Consider the following 16183-nt stretch of genomic DNA (forward strand, 5'->3'; position numbering starts at 1 on the left):
ACCATAGTTTTAGTGTAAAATAAGATTACTGTGATGAATGTTAACATGGAGAGATAGGTGAGTGACTATGCTGAATGCTATGCGACTGGACGGTAATTCTCAAAAGACATCAAGGAAAGCCGCGGAGGTATTTCCTTTCTTGGAAGCTTACATTGCCCGCAAGGAGCAGCAGGCTTTAGAGATTGAGCAGGTAGTGGAGCGTTACGAAATGAAGAGAATGAAGGAAGAGCGGGCTTATCAGGCGATGTCTTCACTTCGTCGCATGTTTACGGGGAAGAAACCTGACCATCATCTGGCCGTTGAGTATATCCATTATGTGAAGAAGCCAATGGAGCAAGTGAACAAGTTGCGTGCCGAAATAGCACGGGCCAGACAGATTATGAACGAATCCAAGCCTGGCGAAGACATCACCATGCCCGATGATTTCGAAGAGCTGCTTAACTAATAACAAATTAAAACCCTTCCGTCTGGAAGGGTTTTTTGCTGTCGATTTTATCCTCTTTTCAATTGTTCCAAGTCCAGAAAACCATCCTCCTGGCTATAAGCGGGAACCCCGTGGATCCCTACGTCTAACCCTACGAGCTCTTCGTCACTGCTTACGCGCAGAGGTACGATGAGGTTGATGAGCTTCATGACACCCCATGTGAGGGCAAAGCCCCAAATACAAATCGTAACGAGACCCAATGCTTGAACACCTAACAGTCCAAATCCGCCGCCATAAAATAAACCGGCTGTACCTTCGCGGACAGCGTCAGGCTGTGCGAACAAGCCTACAGCCAGTGTTCCGATACTGCCGCTGATGCCGTGCACGGGAAACGCTCCGACGGGGTCGTCAATTTGTCTGGCTTCCAGCATTTCAGTTGCGTAGACCATCGCGATGCCGCAAACAGCTCCAATGAAAATGGCGGCAACATCACTGACGAATGCGCAACCTGCGGTAATGCCGACGAGCCCTGCAAGCGCGCCGTTGATAACCATCGGCGGGTCAGCCTTGCGATAGCGCAACATCGTAAACAGGATGCAGGTTGCGCAGCCTGCAGCTGCAGCCAACATGGTCGTTACGGCAATATGGCCGATCGATGTATTGGTAGCACTTAGCGTACTGCCGGAGTTGAAGCCGAACCAACCAAACCATAGGATGAATGCGCCTACGGAAGCTAGCGGTAAATTGGACGGTGGAACGATGTTGGCCGATCCATCCGCAGAGAATTTACCGATCCGCGGGCCGATGATCATAGCGGCAGCGAGTGCCGAGAAGCCGCCAAGTGCATGAATGACAGCCGATCCAGCGAAATCAACCATGCCTAGCTTGCCGAGCCAGCCACCGACTGACCACACCCAGTGACCGGCAATGGGATAAATTAAACCTGTCATGGCAATGGTGTAAAGGATGTAAGCTCGGAAGTTGATGCGTTCGGCTACAGCTCCCGATACGATGGAGATAACAGCGATAACAAAAGCGCATTGGAATAGCCAATAGGTTTCATGTGAGATGTTAAGCACGATGTGTGTCAAATCTCCTCCCATGAAAAAGCCGCTTGTGCCGATGATTCCCCCTGCGTCTTTGCCATACATGAGTGCGAAACCGATGAAATAAAAAATAAGTGCTCCGAAAGCGATATCAACAAACACTTTCATAATGATGCTTACAGCATTTTTCTGCCTGACAAAGCCTGCTTCCAGTAACGCAAAGCCCCCTTCCATCAATAGAATCATGGCAGCCGTTAGTACCACCCATATGGTATCTAGACCGCTGGAAAGCTGTTGGATTTGATCCATTTGTAATCTCTCCCTTATATTCGAAGCGTTCTAATGGAACAATTATACGGTTCTCATGATAAGCATGTCAACGAAATGCGTAAGAATATATAACATAAGTGGCATATTGTTCGTATCTATCAAATCCATGTCAGTTATTTTATGTTTGTGCTCGAAAAACTCAGTCTCTAGACCGAGGCGGCCTTCAATCCCTCGTCTCTTTTCAATCTTGCTTCGATCTTATAGACTAGAAGTATCTTAACAACGATGTACACAAATGGAGGAAGAACGTATGAATCCGCATATGTTTCAACGCATGATTTGGGGGCTTGTCCTTGTGACGGCAGGTATCCTATTTTTACTTAATCAACTGGGGTTCATTCATATTGACCTTGCTTATATGTTTTCCACGTATTGGCCTGTCATTCTCATCTTTTACGGGCTCGTCGGATTCCTATGGCAGCGTAAGTATCATTGGGGAGGTTCGATTTGGAGCTTACTCGTTTGCGGTGTCGGAACGATATTCCTTCTTAAGAATCTGAATCTCACCGATCGCTCGCTGGGAGACATGTTTAAAATTTTGGCTCCTGTTGCCTTAATCTTATTCGGGCTGAACGTTATCTTCCGCCCTGGCCGTAGAGAATCACCGGACTGGCTTTCAATGAAAGAAGCGAAAGAGCAAGCAAGAAGAGAGAGACGGGAAGCAAGACGTAAGGAGCACGAGAGACATAGTAATCCTTGGGACTCCGCCGGCTGGAACCATAAGGAAAAAGTAGAGCGGGACCTTTTCACAGGAAACGAAACCAAGCGTGCACTGAGCGACGAGGAAAAAGAAGTTCTCAAAGATATTCATGGCGAATTTCATCAAAAACATGCAGACGAATGGCTTGGCTCGGGAGAATCATCCGCGAAGGCGACAACAGCTCAACCTGAATCACATAGCCAGCCGAAAACACAGAATCTTCACAAGCACAGTCACAGTCACGGTCACGGCCATCGCTACGATGACTTCGTGCGCAACTTTGATTCAGGTGATGTTCTTCATCGTCACGGCTTCATCGGGGATGTGCATCTGGGGCAAGAAGCTTGGGAGCTTAAGCCGATTCAAATCTCTCACTTCATTGGAGATTCTGTGATTGACCTGACCCGTGCCGCCATCCCGCTTGGAGAAACAACGATTCATGTAACTGCCTTTATCGGCGACGTGAAAATTTTTATTCCTAACGATCTGGATGTTGAGGTTCGCGTGATGGCAAGTTCTTTTATAGGGGATATGAAGGTTCTTGATCGCCGTGAGAGCGGTTTTCTGCGCAGCGTGAGGACACAGACCTCCCATTATGAAGAAGCTGAACGAAAGCTTATCGTTACGACAAGCATGTTTATCGGTGATATTACAATCAAAAAGATAGGTTAAGGATGGAGCATGTACAAATTGCGAATGTTCAATATGAAGTGGCAGCTGCTGAATTACTTTCTGATTTCGAGTTTACTCACTGTCTCAAGTATTTTTATTGTGCTGGAATACTACAGCCGGGAGCTTGCATCATGGGAGTTCCGGATGTGGTTTCTCATTGCCATTTTAGCGGTCTGTTTAACAGTAGGTTATGTAGCAACCAAGAGATGGCAGCGTAAGGTCGATGAACTTCATGTGGCTATGCTCGAACTATCTAAAGGGAATTTCGCCAGTCGTGTTGAGCTTGAGCCTGTTGAACCGTTCATGTACTTATATGATGCTTTTAATAAAATGGCGGCTTCTGTCGAAGAGCGTGTTCAACTGTTGCAAAAACTTGGAGAGGCCGAAGCAATTCGCGATCAAGAGCTTACAGAGAATGCCGTTATGGAAGAACGGCGCCGGCTTGCGCGTGATTTGCACGACACGGTGAGCCAGGAGCTTTTCGCCATTCATATGTCAGCTTCCTCTCTGCCCAAAATATTGGAAAGAAACCCGGATGCAGCGGGGGCGGTCATGAATCAGTTGATTCAAATGTCTCACCATGCCCAGAAGCAAATGCGAGGCTTAATTTCACAGCTTAGACCGATTGAATTGAATGATATGAGCCTTCAAGAAGCCCTGGAGAAGTGGTTTCCGGAATATTGCCGGACCCATGAGCTGCAGGGCCAGCTTGACGTTTCTTTGCGCGATCCGATTTCAGAAGCGATTGAGCATCAGTTTTTCCTGATTATCCAAGAAGGTCTTGCGAATGTAGTGAAGCATGCTTCCGCCAAAGGAGTAAGGCTGGCTATTTATGAAAGAGAGCATCAGTATGTGCTTCAGCTGCAAGACGATGGCCAAGGATTCGAGCGAAAGGACATCTCCTCAGCTTCCCATGGTTTATCCACGATGAGAGAACGAGCGCAAAAGCTGGGTGGGGAAGTGGAAATCGACAGTAAATTAGGCTCAGGCACCCGTGTTAGGGTCCGCATTCCGCGCTTTACAGGACAGACTGGCATCGTCACAAAGGAAAGAGAGGGAGAAAGCCATGAGTAACATAAAAGTAATGATTGTTGATGATCACGATATGGTTCGTGTTGGCTTAAGGACTTATATTTCGATGGAACCTGGTCTGGAAGTTGTGGGGGAAGCCGGTAATGGGCAAGAAGCGTTCGATAAGTTAAACGGCGAGTTGTCCCAAGGGCTCCCTGATGTCATTTTGATGGATCTCACAATGCCTGTGCTCGACGGGATCGGAGCAACCAAATTAATTTACGCCAAATTTCCGCAAGTCAAAATCATTATGTTAACCAGCTTTCTGGAAGAAGCCAAGGTGCTTGAGGCGGTAGAGTCGGGAGCTATCAGCTATATGCTGAAAACCGTCTCGTCCGATCAATTGATTCACGCCATCCAGAGCGCATACCGCGGCATGCCTGTGATGAATTCGGAAGTGTCAATGGCGCTAACGAGAGGGGTTAGACAGCGCAACGCCATGCCGGAGGAAGAAGGCTTGACTTCACGCGAGAAGGAAGTGCTGTTATTGATTGCCGAAGGTAAAAGTAATAAAGACATTTCTGAGGAACTTTTTATTAGTATAAAAACGGTGAAAACACACGTCAGTAACCTGCTGATGAAGTGTGAATTAGATGATCGTACACAGTTGGCTATTTTTGCACACCGAAAAGGTTGGGTTTAAGGAAGTAGGCCCTCATAACACATAAAAACTACATTTTGGAACACTCTATGCGTAAGGAAATTAATATGAGCGCTTAAGGAGTGTCGGAATGAAAACAATATCTTCTTCATTAGAACAGGTCAAAGAGTCCTTCGACAGTGTAAGAGACCACCTGCAGGAGTTTGACTTTGCGTTGGGCGGTAACTGGGACTATGACCATGGCTATTTTGATCGCTCTTTAGATGAAGCCAATAAAGTGTGGTTGCGTATTCCTTTTCAAGTTGTGACGGGAAGAATTGATGGCGATACTGAGGCGACGGATGCCATCGTAGAAGTGGGAACCCCATTTGTGCTGAAACATGTCTATAATGAAGGACTTGATCAAGAAGCGGAAGCGGAAACCTATGGAGCGATGATTGATCAGTTTCAGGCGCCGCTCGATCCGGATGCTGCCGTAGAAGATAAATGGGTAAAAGAAGCCGCAGGACTGCTTAAAAAGGTTGAACAAGCTTGGATACAATAAAAGTGCCCTTTTTTTACCTCCATTTTATTGTTTTTTAATATTCGTTTAAGGTTGTGAGTGCATGATAGTACCATAGACAGCAAGGATTCATCCAACTAACAAACATGCACTTTATAACTCGTATAGACAAATGGAGGTAAGAACTATGGAAGACAACAAAAAAGACTACAGCGACTTCTTCAAGTCGCAGAATAACAATAGCGAATCGAACGACTCCATGAACCGCAAAGAAACGAACCCTGAAGAACCGCATGATCCGAACAAAGAAAGACCTTCCTATTATTATTCTTATGGACCGTACAAGTCCGCTTTTAACGAGAATAATGAACAGGAAGCCCTTACAACTTCCGCATCAGGCACAGAGGGAACGTCCAGCGTCGAGGTTACCCCGCCTAAGAATTTGCGCCCATTCAGCTTTGGCCCGGATGTAAGTTCTGCGCAAGGACCTGGTCCTTGGGATTCGCATACTAGAAAACGTTCTTCTTCTGTAAAAAGCGTTTTCGCTGCTTTTATGGCTGGAGCCTTGGTTGTTGGAGGACTCATGTTCAGCGCTGACAAAATGAACTTGTTCACAGGCAACCAGCCTCTGGCTTCGGGCAGCTCGACTACGGCTACAACGAAGAGTTCCAGCGACAACGGCGAAGTGAAAAATGTAGGGCTTGATGTTGTCCGCCCTGGCAACATTTCCGCAATTGCTCAAAATGCGGGACCAGCGATCGTGAAAGTTGAATCTTTGGTGAAACCGAAGCAGTCGACCCGCGGCGGTAACTCGCTGTTCGATGATCCGTTCTTCCGTCAATTCTTTGGGGATAACGGCGGCGGCAATACCGCACCGAAAAGCGGTACGCAAGATTCAGGCAGCGGCGAACTTCAGCCGGCAGGGATGGGAACCGGGTTTATTTTCGAGAAAACAGGCTATATTTTAACGAATGAACACGTGGTTGACGGCGCTGATGAAGTGCAAATTACGGTTGAGGGTTACGATAAACCATTCAAAGCCAAATTGCTGGGTAACAGCTATGACTTAGACTTGGCTGTCCTCAAAATTGAAGGCGACAAAGATTTCCCGATTCTCCCTCTTGGCAAAGCAGAAGATGTGAATGTTGGAGATTGGGTTGTTGCCATCGGTAACCCTTACGGTTTTGATCATACGGTAACTGTTGGTGTGCTAAGTGCGAAGGAACGTCCGATCTCTATTCCAGATACCAAAGGAACACGCGAGTATAAGCACTTGCTTCAAACAGACGCTTCCATTAACCCTGGTAACTCCGGCGGACCTCTGCTCAACTTGAACGGTGAGGTTATCGGAATTAACACGGCGGTAAGCTCGCAAGCCCAAGGTATTGGATTTGCCATTCCGACAAGCACGATATCTTCCGTCTTGGAGAACCTGAAAAACAACGTTCAAATTCCTAAAGAACCAGTTCCTTACTTGGGTGTAGGATTGCAAGATATCGGCAAAGACTGGGTTAGCGAACTGAAGCTTTCCAATACGGATGGGGCATTAGTTGGCAGCGTTCAACGTAAAAGCCCTGCTTTCCAAGCCGGCCTGCGCCAGTACGATGTAATTGTTGATATTAACGGTACGAAAATCAAGAACTCTCAAGAGTTGATTACGAAGGTTCAAGCTACAAAAGTTGGCGATAAAGTAACGTTAGGTGTTATTCGTGACGGCAAACGGATGGATGTGCCGCTTACAGTAGGAGACAAAAATACGTTGGCTGAAACACCTGCTGAATAAGAGGAAGAAACTTATTTATAAACAAAGATTCGTGCGTACGGTTAAGGAAGTGGAGACCCGCGGGCCGCAAGCTTGCAGGCTCTGCTTCTTTTTGCTTGCCGAGCTGATTTTGATACAATGAAAAGGAAGAAGGGGGGCCAACCAATGAGGGAAAATATTATGGTGATCGATGATGATGAGAAAATTACGTCTATGTTGAGACGTGGCCTGGCTTTTGAAGGATATTCCGTTGAAACGGCAAGCAATGGCGCTGAAGGACTTAAGCAAATGCTGAGGTCGGAGCCCAATTTACTGATCTTAGACGTGATGATGCCGCATATTGACGGTTGGGAGGTTGTACGACGCATCCGTGAAAGCGGCAGCGAGGTGCCGATCCTGATGTTAACGGCCAAAGATGAAATTAGCGATCGTGTGAAAGGCTTGGATCTTGGAGCAGACGATTATTTGGTCAAGCCCTTTGCGCTGGAGGAACTGCTCGCAAGGGTGCGAGTGCTTTTGCGTCGTCGAACGGATCGGACGGAGCAGCCGACGAATCGTTTAACCTATGAGGATACAATCCTTGATCTGGATACGCGCGAAGTATTCCGTGACGATAAATTGATTGAATTGACGACCAAAGAGTTTGATTTGCTTCACCTGTTCATGCAGAATCCGAAGCGTGTCCTTTCACGCGACATTATTATGGAGAAAATATGGGGCTACGATTACAGCGGCGAATCCAATGTTCTTGAGGTATACATAGCGCTACTGCGTCAAAAGACCGAAGAGTTCGGCCATAAACGATTGATTCAAACCGTCCGGGGAGCGGGGTACGTCTTGAGAGGGGAATCCTGATATGTCGCTTCGTTTGCGGCTGACGCTTTGGTATTCAGGTGTTTTGGCATTAACGATGCTGCTATTCGGGATCGTGCTGTACGTTTTCTTGAATTACTTTTTGTACGATCAGATCCGTCAGGATTTGAAACGGGAAGCGGGGAATACCTCTCTGCGTATTCAGAAAAGCATCGCCCTTTCACAAAAGGGGCTTGTCGTGGAATTAGAATTGGAGAACAGAGATTTCTATTCTACAAATACGTTCCTGCAATTATATAATGTGAATCTCAAAAGCTATAATCGCTCGGCTAATCTGCAATTTTATAACGTAGCTTTGCCTCTTGATGCTTCTAGCATTGATAAGTTGAAGGGGGATGCCGATGGTTTTTTTCAAAAAACCAAAGTGCTTGAGCAGGATTTCCTCATCTATTACCAAGGCATCTATGATCAAGCCAGCAATCTAATCGGAATTCTTCAAGCTGCGGTCCCTATTGGCAGCTATGAGAGAACGGCCGTTACCCTTAAGTATACGCTCATGTTCTGGGCAGTGTTTACAATTATCGTTGCTGCTTCGCTCGGGTGGTTTCTATCGCGCAAGGCGCTTCAGCCGATTGAACGCGTGATTGATGCCGCCAATCAAATAGGAAGCGGAGACGATTTGGAGAAGCGAATTGAGTACCAAGGGCCGCTTGATGAAATCGGCCGGCTTACCCAAACGATCAACGGTATGCTTTCACGCATCCAGATTACTTATCTGGAGCTGGATGAAGCCTATCGTGCACAGCGTAGATTCGTATCAGACGCTTCTCATGAGTTGAGAACACCGCTGACGACGATTCGAGGAAATGTGGACCTTTTGGAGAAAATGTGGAAGAAGACCTCGGGGACCGAGCTCGCCACACCGGAACAGATGCAAATGTCGCTGGAAGCGATGCACGACATTGCCGGAGAAGCGCAGCGGATGAGCAGGCTCGTGAACGATCTTCTCGCGCTTGCCAGAGCAGATGCGGGAGTTGTTATGGAGAAGCATCCTGTCGAAATGCTGCCGCTCGTGCAGGAAGTTGTGAGAAGGGCGCAGTTGTTAGAGCATACAGCGGAATGGCATGTGGGTGATCTGGAAGTTCTGGACCATGCCATCGTACAGGGGAATCGTGATTATTTGCAGCAGCTGCTGTTTATTTTCATTGAAAATGCATTTAAGTATACGCCGGTCGGGACCGTGTCGATTCAAGTGTCGCGGACGAATGATTTTATCGGCATTCAAATTGCAGATACGGGGATTGGAATGGACAAAGAAGATATCCCGCATATTTTCGACAGATTCTATCGTGCCGACTTATCCAGAGGGTTAACCACGGGTACAGGGCTAGGCTTATCGATTGCCAAATGGATTATTGATGAGCATGGCGGGTCCGTTGAAGTGACGACACGCAAAGATGAAGGCAGTACTTTTATGATATGGTTGCCGGCTAACTTTCCTCTACCTGTGTAATCCGTTATAATAAAAGGAAAACAGATGATGTAGGCGGGTGGAAGGCATGGAAGTCGTACGAATTTCTCCAAGAGGCTACTGTTATGGTGTCGTAGACGCGATGGCATTGGCTATGCAAACTGCAAAAAATTTAAATCTTCCAAGACCAATTTATATATTAGGTATGATTGTGCACAATGCGCATGTCACCGATTTCTTCAAAGAAGAGGGCGTCATTACACTGGACGGTGAGAACCGTCTGGAAATTTTGGAGCAAATTGAAAAAGGTACTGTCATTTTCACGGCGCACGGCGTTTCTCCCGAGGTTCGAAGACGAGCAAGAGACAAAGGTTTGACGGTTGTCGACGCAACGTGCCCAGATGTGACAAAAACGCACGATTTAATTCGCGAAAAAGTAGCAGACGGCTATGAAGTTATCTATATTGGTAAAAAGGGGCATCCAGAGCCGGAAGGCGCCGTAGGAGTTGCCCCTGGCCTTGTGCATCTTATTGAGAAGCTGGAAGAGGCTGATCGTTTGAGCATTAAGTCAGAGCGAATCATCATTACGAATCAAACAACCATGAGCCAATGGGATATCAGGCACATCATGAATCGTCTCTTAGAGCTGTTCCCTAAGGCCGAAATTCATAATGAGATATGTCTTGCAACGCAGGTACGACAAGAAGCTGTGGCAGAGCAAGCCAAAGAATCCGATCTGGTTATCGTTGTCGGAGACCCCAAAAGCAATAATTCCAACCGCTTAGCGCAAGTTTCAGAGGAAATTGCTGGAGTCAAGGCGTATAGAATAGCTGATATCACTGAATTGAATCGTGAATGGTTAACCCATGTCCGAAAAGTTGGGGTGACTTCTGGGGCTTCGACGCCGACTCCAATTACCAAAGAAGTCATTTCTTACCTGGAAAGTTACGATCCGAAAGATGAAACCACTTGGGCAGTTACACGTACTATTAATATGAAGAAGCTCATTCCGGCTGTGAAGTCCAAAGCAGCCAGCAGTGAGTAATTCGTATTTATTCCACAGGGCGGGATTGTGACCAGCATGCAGAGCACTCAGAAGGTGAAAATGATGAAAACTCGCTACGATTGGAAAAGCAGCAAACGCTGGTTTAGGTACAAATATTTACTTCTTTTACGTGCCAAAGGCGGCCCTTCTAAGGTAGCGCGCGGCTTTTCAATTGGTCTGGCTATAGAAATGTTTACTCTGCCTACAGCTGGATTTGCATTCGTTCTTATTTTTCCTTTGGTCTATTTGTTAAGAGCTAATCTGCCTGCGGCATTAATTGGGTTTGTATTCGGCAAAGTGATTTATCTTCCGTTCTCAATACTCAATAAGCAGGTCGGAGATTGGCTGGTACCGAAGCATGTCAAGGTGTATCTGATTCATCATCTGCCTCATGTCTTATCCAATATTATCCGAAGCGGTTTGGATTTGATTGTTGGTGGGATGGTGGTTGGAACCATTCTCGGTATTATTGCTTATTTCCCTGTCGTGCTCTTCCTCAAACACCATACAAATCGTCGCAAAGAGAAACGCAGACTCCGCAAGGATCAGCTAGCACCTTCTAAGCAAGAAGAATAGCAAATAAATTAACGCTTGACGAATCTTCGTCAAGCGTTGTATATTTACTTTAGTGATTAAAAGCGTAGAAGCGAACAAGCGTTGAAGTGTTTAAGTGGAACAACCCATATAAATGAGGAGCGTGTATATCATGATCGCCGTTACTTCTAACAAAACGTCTGACGAGCGTATTCAAGAAATCGTCCAATTTATCGAGAAGCAAGGTGTGCAAGCACACGTTTCCAAAGGTGAAGATCGCACGGTCATCGGTATTATCGGTCAAGCAGATCCCAAATTAGCAGAACAACTGCGCCAAATGTCAGGAGTGGAACAAGTCGTGAAAATTTCGAAATCATACAAACTAGCAAGCCGTGACTTCCATCCGGCAGATACAGTTATCAACATTAAAGGCGTGGAAATTGGCGGCGAGCAGTTGGTCGTTATGGGCGGACCTTGCGCCGTGGAAACACCGGAGCAAATCGATGAAATCGCCCGTTTGGTGAAAGCGGCTGGGGGTCAAGTGCTGCGCGGCGGCGCATTCAAACCAAGAACAGGACCTTACAGCTTCCAAGGCGTAGGCGTAGAAGGTTTGATCATGATGGCTGAAGCGGGCAAAAAGCATGGACTTCTTACGATTACAGAAGTTATGACTCCTGAATACGTAGATGTGTGCGCACAGTATGCAGATATCCTGCAAGTCGGCACACGGAATATGCAAAACTTTGACCTGCTTCGCAAGCTGGGAACGATTCAAACGCCGGTTCTGTTGAAACGCGGATTCAGCTCCACCTATGACGAATTCCTGAATGCAGCAGAATACATTCTTGCCGGCGGCAACCCGAATGTTATGCTCTGTGAGCGCGGAATCCGAACATTCGAAACTTACACACGTAACACATTGGATTTATCTGCTATTCCAGTCCTTAAACAGCTTAGCCATCTTCCTGTCATTTCTGATCCAAGTCATGGTACAGGTCGCAGAGAACTGGTCGTTCCGATGACGAAAGCTTCTGTTGCTGCAGGCGCGGACGGTTTGATCATCGAAATGCATACGGATCCGGACAACTCCATGACCGGTGACGGCGTACAATCGCTGTTCCCAGACCAATTTGCAAACTTGCTCGTAGATTTAGAGAAGCTTGCACCATTACTTGGCAAAAAGTTCGACACGAAGAAAGAAGGTATTCTGGCATAATCATATGTTCAAGGAAACGAGTTTCTTCTATATAGGAAGAAACTCGTTTCCTTTATTTGTATATAAGAAAAGTCTGTGAAATAGTGTGAGCATAGCTTACACATAAATAAAAAATACCTGACATAAGTATTGACTGTGAAAGCTTAATCGCTATATAATATGTGCAAGATAACAACAAAAAGTTGAACATTAATCATGTAAAGTACGTTGAATGTACGGAAATGGGAGGGTTTTTTAAATGTCAGTTCAAAACGTGTTGAACCTTATCAAGGAAAAAAATATTGAGTGGGTAGATTTTCGTTTCGTAGGTCTTTCCGGTAAAGCACAGCATATCTCTTTGCCAGCTTCTGAAGTAGATGAAGAAACATTTGTAAACGGCGTAGCTTTTGACGGTTCCTCCATCCCAGGATTCCGTGGTATTGAACAATCTGACATGGTAATGATGCCAGATACGGAAACTGCCTATGTAGATCCTTTCACAGCTCACCCAACATTGATCATTATGAGCAACATCCATACGCCAGAAGGCGAACGTTATGATCGTGATCCACGCAGTATCGCACAAAAAGCAGAAGAATATCTTCAAACAACTGGTGTAGGTACGACAGCATTCTTCGCACCAGAATCCGAATTCTTCATCTTTGACGATGTTCGTTTTGAAAATGGCATGAACAAGTCTTACTTCGAAGTTGACTCCGAAGAAGCTGGTTGGAACACTGGCCGCAAAGAAGAAGGCGGTAACCTTGCTTATAAAGTTCCAGTTAAAGGCGGTTACGTTCCAGTAGCTCCAATCGATTCTCAACAAGACATTCGTTCCGAAATGTGTAACAAACTTGCTGACGCAGGTCTTCGCATCGAACGTCACCATCACGAAGTGGCAACAGCTGGTCAAGCTGAAATCAACTTCCGTTTTGACACTTTAACTAAAACAGCAGATAACCTGCTCAAATACAAATACATCGTTGCTAACACTGCTAGAGAATATGGTAAAGTTGCTACTTTCATGCCTAAGCCGCTGTTTGGCGACAACGGTAGCGGTATGCACGTTCATATGTCTATCTTCAACGAAGGCAACCCACTGTTCTACGAAAAAGGTGCTTACGCTAACCTTAGTGAACTTGCTATCAACTACATTGGCGGTATTCTATACCACGCTCCTGCGTTGATTGCCATCACGAACCCAAGCACAAACTCCTTTAAACGTCTGGTTCCTGGTTACGAAGCACCGGTTAACCTTGTATTCTCCAAAGGTAACCGTTCCGCAGCAGTTCGTATTCCAATCGCGGCTGTAACACCTAAAGGCTGTCGTATCGAATTCCGTACACCGGACAGCACAGCTAACCCATACCTTGCTTTCGCAGCAATGTTGATGGCTGGTCTTGACGGTATCAAAAAGAAAATCGATCCACGTGCACTTGGATACGGTCCTTTCGATACAAACATCTATGAAATGTCTGATGCTGAGAAAGCTGAAATCCGCAGCGTTCCAGGTACATTAGACGAAGCTCTTGATGCTCTTGCAGCTGATTCCGAATTCTTGACAGAAGGCGGCGTATTCACACAAGATTTCATCGATAACTACATCGAATTGAAACGTGGCGAAGCGAAACAAGTTGCAATCCGCATTCACCCGCACGAGTACAACCTGTACTTCGATTGCTAATTCCTTAGCACTTATATCGTTTATAAAGATGAGCTGCTTCTACCATGGTTTTCCATGGTGGGGGTGGCTTTTTTTAATTGAGAATAATACCTTTTTAATAATTATTATAATCTAATCCTGGAAATTTAATGAAAACCATGTATAATAAAAGCATCAATCAAATCATTTCTTATTCTTTATTATTCCAACGCTGGGAAGGAAGATATATAATGAGAATCACCTTAATTGCAGGAAGCAATCAACAAGCAGCTACAAGTACAAGACTCACGGAGTACATTCAACACTTGGTTCAATCACATGGACATCAAGCCACGCTTATTGATCTGAACAAAACACCGATACCGTTTTATTCACCGGACGATGCTCATGGCGGTCATGAAGCACTTGAAAATCTGAAGCTTGCGATGCATGAAGCGGATGGTATCGTGTTAGCGACGCCTGAATATCATAGCGGAATCTCTGGTGTTCTGAAAAATGCACTGGATCATCTGGGACAAGACCATTTTAATAATAAAGCCGTTCTTTCCGTCAGTTCATCGGGCGGTGCTGTAGCTGTCAGTTCGCTCACTCAACTGCAAACTATCGTGCGCAATCTTCACGGCATTAACTGCCCTGAGTGGATTTCCATTGGCGGCGATCAGCGTAAAAGTTTTCAAACAGGAGTGGCTTACAGCGATATTCATCCGGATGTCGATAAACGCGTGCGACGTGTCCTAAATGCCTTCCTCGATTTGACAACCGTATTGAAAGTTCGACAATAGCTTGTTCGACAAGAAATGATTTAAATTCACATATTATATTTAAAAAGAGTAATGCAAGCGTTCAGACGCTTTGTATTGCTCTTTTTTTAATTGTTAACCACGATGAATGAAAATGTGTTTACAATGATGTAATGATCTGCTAAACTGACCACTATCTATTGTTAACCTAAATATATAATTTAAGGTTAACAATAAATTCTGTTTAGGAGGGAATGTCGTGTCAAAGTCCTACGAACGACTTGCGAATCTCAACAAGTCGCACGTCTGGCATCCTTTTACACAAATGAAAGACTACAATAACGAGGATCCTCTCATCATTGAGCGTGGAGAGGGCGTTAGACTTTATGATGTCCAAGGACGCGCGTATTACGATGGATTTTCGTCTGTTTGGCTAAACGTTCATGGACATCATGTACCGGAGCTTAACCAAGCCATTGCGAACCAATTGGAGCTTGTTGCTCATTCAACCTTGCTAGGTATGGCTAATATCCCCGCCATTGAACTGGCTGAGCGGCTTGTAGATATCACGCCAAGTGGATTAAACAAAGTGTTTTATTCGGATTCTGGAGCAACCGGAGTGGAGATCGCGATTAAAATGGCTTTCCAGTATTGGCATAACAAGGGGCGCCGTCATAAAAAATCTTTTATCACAATGGGGCAAGCGTACCACGGAGATACAATAGGCGCTGTGAGCGTTGGAGCAATTCCGCTCTATCATGACGTGTTTCGCCCCATGCTGTTCCAGTCGCATGTCATCCCTTACCCCTATGCTTATCGGCATGAAGGGGGGGCGGAGGGAGCCAAAGAAGCGACGATACATGCTTTGCGAGACCTGCTAGAAGCAAGGGCAGATGAGATTGCGGCGCTTATTGTGGAGCCGATAGTCCAAGGAGCCAGTGGAATCGTCGTGATGCCGGAAGGCTGCCTAAGCGAGATGGCTGAACTTTGCCGTGAGCATGACGTGCTGCTCATTGCCGACGAGGTAGCGACCGGTTTCGGTCGGACGGGGGAAATGTTTGCCTGTGATTTGGAAAACGTAACACCGGATCTGATGGTGGTGGGAAAAGGACTCACAGGCGGCTACTTGCCTGTAGCGGCAACGCTGGCGACGGATGAAATCTATGGCGCCTTTTATGCGGACTATCAGGAGCAGAAAACCTTTTTCCATGGACATTCTTACACGGGAAACCCGCTCGGTTGTGCGGTAGCTTTGGCCAGCTTAAGGCTTTTTGAGGAGAGGAACATGTTGGAGGGTGTTCGTTCTAAGGCAGTGTTTACTGCAAATAAACTAGCGGCGCTTAAAGATAGACCGCACGTCGGTGAAATCCGGCAGAAAGGGCTGATGATCGGAATCGAGCTTGTACGTGATAAAGGTTCACGAGAACCGTACGAGTGGGGAGAGCGAATTGGCGTGCGAACGAGCCAGAAAGCCAGAGAGCTTGGCATGCTGACGCGGCCGCTGGGCAATGTGATTGTTTTCATCCCGCCATTAGCCAGCACAGAGGCTGAGCTTGGAACGATGACGGAGATTTTGGCGGCATCCATTATTCAGGTCACGGAAGGATGAGGTGG

At 46.2% G+C, this 16183-nt stretch carries 15 protein-coding genes; 14 read left to right on the forward strand and 1 reads right to left on the reverse strand.

Features of this window, described 5'->3' with window-relative positions; genetic code table 11:
• Positions 1 to 67 precede the first annotated feature (67 nt).
• On the forward strand, positions 68 to 445 hold the full coding sequence (locus RQP52_RS19270; protein ID WP_315953451.1) for a hypothetical protein: 378 nt from the start codon (positions 68 to 70) through the stop codon (positions 443 to 445).
• Positions 446 to 492: 47 nt separating this feature from the next.
• Here RQP52_RS19270 and RQP52_RS19275 read toward each other — a convergent pair whose 3' ends face one another.
• Complete coding sequence (locus tag RQP52_RS19275; protein WP_315953363.1) at positions 493 to 1779, reverse strand: ammonium transporter; 1287 nt, start codon at positions 1777 to 1779, stop codon at positions 493 to 495.
• 271 nt (positions 1780 to 2050) lie between these two features.
• On the opposite strand from RQP52_RS19275, the gene liaF reads away from it, so the two are divergent.
• The 13 genes from liaF (at position 2051) to bioA (ending at position 16178) form a co-directional block, all read left to right on the forward strand.
• Complete coding sequence (liaF, locus tag RQP52_RS19280) at positions 2051 to 3172, forward strand: cell wall-active antibiotics response protein LiaF (RefSeq protein WP_315953364.1); 1122 nt, start codon at positions 2051 to 2053, stop codon at positions 3170 to 3172.
• 9 nt (positions 3173 to 3181) lie between these two features.
• Complete coding sequence (locus tag RQP52_RS19285; RefSeq protein WP_315953365.1) at positions 3182 to 4246, forward strand: sensor histidine kinase; 1065 nt, start codon at positions 3182 to 3184, stop codon at positions 4244 to 4246.
• Positions 4239 to 4886: a response regulator transcription factor gene (locus RQP52_RS19290; protein WP_315953366.1), complete on the forward strand. Its 648-nt coding sequence runs from the start codon at positions 4239 to 4241 to the stop codon at positions 4884 to 4886. Before RQP52_RS19285 ends, RQP52_RS19290 begins: the two co-directional genes overlap by 8 nt.
• Positions 4887 to 4974: 88 nt before the next feature.
• Complete coding sequence (locus tag RQP52_RS19295; RefSeq protein ID WP_315953367.1) at positions 4975 to 5388, forward strand: YugN family protein; 414 nt, start codon at positions 4975 to 4977, stop codon at positions 5386 to 5388.
• Positions 5389 to 5533: 145 nt separating this feature from the next.
• Entirely contained in the window at positions 5534 to 7129 is a 1596-nt protein-coding gene (locus RQP52_RS19300) for a S1C family serine protease (protein ID WP_315953368.1), read from the forward strand.
• Between the two features lie 144 nt (positions 7130 to 7273).
• Positions 7274 to 7963: a response regulator transcription factor gene (locus RQP52_RS19305; protein ID WP_315953369.1), complete on the forward strand. Its 690-nt coding sequence runs from the start codon at positions 7274 to 7276 to the stop codon at positions 7961 to 7963.
• A 1-nt stretch (position 7964) separates the two neighbouring features.
• Complete coding sequence (locus RQP52_RS19310; protein WP_315953370.1) at positions 7965 to 9434, forward strand: sensor histidine kinase; 1470 nt, start codon at positions 7965 to 7967, stop codon at positions 9432 to 9434.
• A gap of 46 nt (positions 9435 to 9480) precedes the next feature.
• Positions 9481 to 10437: a 4-hydroxy-3-methylbut-2-enyl diphosphate reductase gene (locus tag RQP52_RS19315; RefSeq protein WP_315953371.1), complete on the forward strand. Its 957-nt coding sequence runs from the start codon at positions 9481 to 9483 to the stop codon at positions 10435 to 10437.
• A gap of 60 nt (positions 10438 to 10497) precedes the next feature.
• Positions 10498 to 11013 (forward strand): DUF2062 domain-containing protein, encoded by a 516-nt coding sequence (locus RQP52_RS19320; protein WP_315953452.1) that lies wholly within the window; start codon positions 10498 to 10500, stop codon positions 11011 to 11013.
• A gap of 130 nt (positions 11014 to 11143) precedes the next feature.
• Positions 11144 to 12187 (forward strand): 3-deoxy-7-phosphoheptulonate synthase, encoded by a 1044-nt coding sequence (aroF, locus tag RQP52_RS19325; RefSeq protein ID WP_315953372.1) that lies wholly within the window; start codon positions 11144 to 11146, stop codon positions 12185 to 12187.
• 238 nt (positions 12188 to 12425) lie between these two features.
• Complete coding sequence (gene glnA, locus RQP52_RS19330; protein WP_127457793.1) at positions 12426 to 13850, forward strand: type I glutamate--ammonia ligase; 1425 nt, start codon at positions 12426 to 12428, stop codon at positions 13848 to 13850.
• A gap of 209 nt (positions 13851 to 14059) precedes the next feature.
• Positions 14060 to 14611, forward strand: a complete 552-nt coding sequence (locus RQP52_RS19335) for an NADPH-dependent FMN reductase (RefSeq protein ID WP_315953373.1) — start codon at positions 14060 to 14062, stop codon at positions 14609 to 14611.
• A gap of 217 nt (positions 14612 to 14828) precedes the next feature.
• On the forward strand, positions 14829 to 16178 hold the full coding sequence (gene bioA, locus RQP52_RS19340; RefSeq protein WP_315953374.1) for an adenosylmethionine--8-amino-7-oxononanoate transaminase: 1350 nt from the start codon (positions 14829 to 14831) through the stop codon (positions 16176 to 16178).
• Positions 16179 to 16183: the final 5 nt, after the last annotated feature.

The sequence above is a fragment of the Paenibacillus violae genome (genome assembly GCF_032461945.1).
Taxonomy (GTDB): domain Bacteria; phylum Bacillota; class Bacilli; order Paenibacillales; family NBRC-103111; genus Paenibacillus_E; species Paenibacillus_E violae.

Bases quoted from the DNA above. Each gene is read 5' to 3' on its own strand.
- aroF (WP_315953372.1), top strand. From the start codon at position 11,144: ATGATCGCCGTTACTTCTAACAAAACGTCTGACGAGCGTATTCAAGAA.
- RQP52_RS19305 (WP_315953369.1), top strand. From the start codon at position 7,274: ATGAGGGAAAATATTATGGTGATCGATGATGATGAGAAAATTACGTCT.
- glnA (WP_127457793.1), top strand. From the start codon at position 12,426: ATGTCAGTTCAAAACGTGTTGAACCTTATCAAGGAAAAAAATATTGAG.
- RQP52_RS19320 (WP_315953452.1), top strand. From the start codon at position 10,498: ATGATGAAAACTCGCTACGATTGGAAAAGCAGCAAACGCTGGTTTAGG.
- liaF (WP_315953364.1), top strand. From the start codon at position 2,051: ATGAATCCGCATATGTTTCAACGCATGATTTGGGGGCTTGTCCTTGTG.
- RQP52_RS19275 (WP_315953363.1), bottom strand. From the start codon at position 1,779: ATGGATCAAATCCAACAGCTTTCCAGCGGTCTAGATACCATATGGGTG.
- RQP52_RS19295 (WP_315953367.1), top strand. From the start codon at position 4,975: ATGAAAACAATATCTTCTTCATTAGAACAGGTCAAAGAGTCCTTCGAC.
- RQP52_RS19300 (WP_315953368.1), top strand. From the start codon at position 5,534: ATGGAAGACAACAAAAAAGACTACAGCGACTTCTTCAAGTCGCAGAAT.
- RQP52_RS19310 (WP_315953370.1), top strand. From the start codon at position 7,965: ATGTCGCTTCGTTTGCGGCTGACGCTTTGGTATTCAGGTGTTTTGGCA.
- RQP52_RS19290 (WP_315953366.1), top strand. From the start codon at position 4,239: ATGAGTAACATAAAAGTAATGATTGTTGATGATCACGATATGGTTCGT.
- RQP52_RS19285 (WP_315953365.1), top strand. From the start codon at position 3,182: ATGTACAAATTGCGAATGTTCAATATGAAGTGGCAGCTGCTGAATTAC.
- RQP52_RS19270 (WP_315953451.1), top strand. From the start codon at position 68: ATGCTGAATGCTATGCGACTGGACGGTAATTCTCAAAAGACATCAAGG.
- RQP52_RS19335 (WP_315953373.1), top strand. From the start codon at position 14,060: ATGAGAATCACCTTAATTGCAGGAAGCAATCAACAAGCAGCTACAAGT.
- RQP52_RS19315 (WP_315953371.1), top strand. From the start codon at position 9,481: ATGGAAGTCGTACGAATTTCTCCAAGAGGCTACTGTTATGGTGTCGTA.